Source organism: Sphingomonas sp., assembly GCF_051962185.1.
GTDB lineage: Bacteria > Pseudomonadota > Alphaproteobacteria > Sphingomonadales > Sphingomonadaceae > Sphingomonas.
Window position 1 is genome coordinate 1 of record NZ_JBQCCN010000063.1, and the last position, 2,732, is coordinate 2,732.

General features: G+C 66.1%; 1 protein-coding gene and 2 pseudogenes. All 3 read left to right on the plus strand.

Annotated elements, in window-relative coordinates; genetic code table 11:
- Positions 1–246: pseudogene (gene mraY, locus ACTHJR_RS04090) on the plus strand (phospho-N-acetylmuramoyl-pentapeptide-transferase); the annotation flags it as partial.
- Positions 243–1,565, plus strand: a complete 1,323-nt coding sequence (gene murD / locus ACTHJR_RS04095; RefSeq protein ID WP_440521851.1) for a UDP-N-acetylmuramoyl-L-alanine--D-glutamate ligase — start codon at positions 243–245, stop codon at positions 1,563–1,565. The pseudogene mraY and the gene murD, both read left to right, overlap by 4 nt.
- A gap of 128 nt (positions 1,566–1,693) precedes the next feature.
- A pseudogene (locus ACTHJR_RS04100) lies at positions 1,694–2,732 on the plus strand (peptidoglycan glycosyltransferase FtsW); the annotation flags it as partial.

Sequence of the window (2,732 nt, forward strand, 5' to 3'; positions counted from 1 at the left end):
ATCGCGGTCACCGCGCACCATGAGATCGTGCTCGGCATCATCGGCGGGCTGTTCGTGGTCGAGGCGATGAGCGTCATCATCCAGGTGTTCGTCTACAAGCGCACCGGCAAGCGCGTGTTCCGCATGGCGCCGATCCACCACCATTTCGAACAGCTCGGCTGGCCCGAATCGACCGTCGTGATCCGCTTCTGGATCGTTGCTTTGGTCCTCGCGCTCGCCGGTCTGGCGACGCTCAAACTGCGGTGATCACCAGCCCCTCCTGGCGCGGTAAACGCTACGCGGTGCTCGGCCTGGCGCGCTCGGGCGCGGCGACCGTGCGTGCGTTGCTCGCGTCGGGGGCGGACGTCGTTACGTGGGATCAGGACGAGACGAAGCGTAAAGCCGTTTTCGACGATTGGCTGGATGATCTGATCGTCAATGAACCCGGTACGCTTGAGATGGCCGACCCAGTCGAGATCGACCTGACCGGCTTCGCCGGCGTCGTCGTCTCGCCGGGCGTGCCGCTGAACCGCCACCCCATCGCAGCCAAGGCGCGCGAGGCCGGCGTACCGATCATCGGCGATATCGAGCTGTTCGCGCAGGCACGAGAGTATTTGCGGTCCCATCGTGTCGTCGGCATCACCGGCACCAACGGCAAGTCGACCACCACGGCGCTGATCCACCACATCCTCGAAACCGCCGGCATCCCGGCGCGGATGGGCGGCAATATCGGGCTGCCGATCCTGGGCGAGGAGTCGTTGCCGGTCGGTGGCGTCTATGTGCTCGAATTGTCGAGCTACCAGATCGACCTGACCGTCAGCCTCGATTGCGACGTCGCGGTGCTGCTCAACGTCACTCCCGACCATCTCGACCGCTATGACGGGTTCGGCGCTTATGCCGCGTCCAAGGCGCGGCTGTTCGCGATGCAGTCGAAGGATCACGACGCGGTGATCGGGATCGGCGACGACGCCTCGGCCAGGATCGCACGGAGCCTGTCGGCGCGCGGCGAGCATCTCACCAAGATCGCGCCCGGCGCGTGCATGGACCAGTCGCGCTGGCCGTCGCTCCAGGGCCCGCACAACGCGCAGAACGCGCTCGCGGCGATTGCCGCCTGTCAGGCGCTGGGCGTCCCCGAAGCGGCGATCGATGCCGGCCTCGAGAGCTTCAAGGGCTTGCCGCACCGTATGGAGCGTGTCGGCACGGTCGGTGGCGTGGCCTATATCAACGACAGCAAGGCGACCAATCCGGAATCGACCGCGCCCGCGCTCGCGGCGTTCGACAACATCCACTGGATCGTCGGCGGCAAGGCCAAGACCGACAATCTCGACGCCTGCGAGCCGTATTTCGATCACGTCCGCATGGTCTATACGATCGGCGAGGCCGGGCCGGCTTTCTACCAGATGCTGCACGGCAAGTTGGTGACCGGCTATTACGAGACGCTGGCCAATGCCGTCGCGGCGGCGCACGCCAATGCCGAGCCGGGCGAGACCGTGCTGCTGTCGCCGGCCTGCGCGTCGTTCGACCAGTTCCGGGACTATGAAGAGCGCGGCGACACCTTCCGCGGCCTGGTCGAGGCGCTGCCGTGAGCGCGCAGCCGGCCAGGGAAGGATTGCTGGCGCGGGTCGCGCGGCGCGGCGGGCGTGCCGACCGCTCGCCGCTCGGCGCGTGGTTCTGGGACATCGACTGGGTATTGTTGATCCTGACGCTGTTCCTGATGTCGATCGGGCTGGTCGCTGTGGCGGCGGCGTCGCCGGCCTCGGCGCAGCGCTAGTCGGACGCCACGCACCACATGCCGGCGCTCTATTATTTCTGGCGCCAATTGATGTGGGTGACGGTGTCGTTGCCGGTCTTGTTCATCGTGTCGATGCTGCCCACCAATACCGCGCGCCGCATGGCCCTGATCGGCTGCGCCGGATTCCTGTTCATGCTGGCGCTGGTCCCGCTGGTCGGCGTCGAAGTGAACGGCGCGCGGCGCTGGCTCGGCTTGGGGTTCACCCAATTCCAGCCGTCCGAATTCGTCAAACCCTGCTTCATCGTCACCGTCGCCTGGTTGTTGTCGCTCAAGAACAAGGAGCAGGGGCTGTCGGGCGGGGTGCTGGCGGTGCTGACCGGCGGCCTGACGGCGATAATCGCCACCTTGCTGATGCTCCAGCCCGACTTCGGCCAGACCGTGGTGTTCTGCTCCGTGTGGCTCGCGCTGCTGCTCATCTCGGGTATTTCCGGGCGGACGATCGCGGGCCTGTTCGGCGGCGCCCTGGCCGGCGTGATCGCGGCCTATCTGTTCTATTCGACCGCGCGCACCCGCATCGACGCTTTCCTGTTCCCCGATTCGACCGACGCCGCCGACCATTTTCAGGTCAATGCCGCGCGAGCGACGCTGACCGCCGGCGGTTGGCTCGGCACCGGTCCCGGCGGGGGACAGATGAAGTACCGCCTGCCCGAAGCGCATACCGATTATGTCTTCTCGGTGATCGGCGAGGAATTCGGGCTGATTTCGTGCGCGATCGTCGCGCTGATCTTCCTCGCCCTGGTCGTGCGCGTATTCGTCAAGTTGCTGGACGAGCAGGAGGAATTTCGCGTTCTGGCCTCGGCGGGCCTCGCCATCCAGTTCGGGTTGCAGGCGCTGATCTCGATGGCCGTGAACACCGGCCTGGCGCCGTCCAAGGGCATGACGATGCCGTTCATCAGCTATGGCGGCTCGTCGATGATCGCGCTGTCGATCGGGATGGGGTTGCTGCTTGCGTTTACGCGCC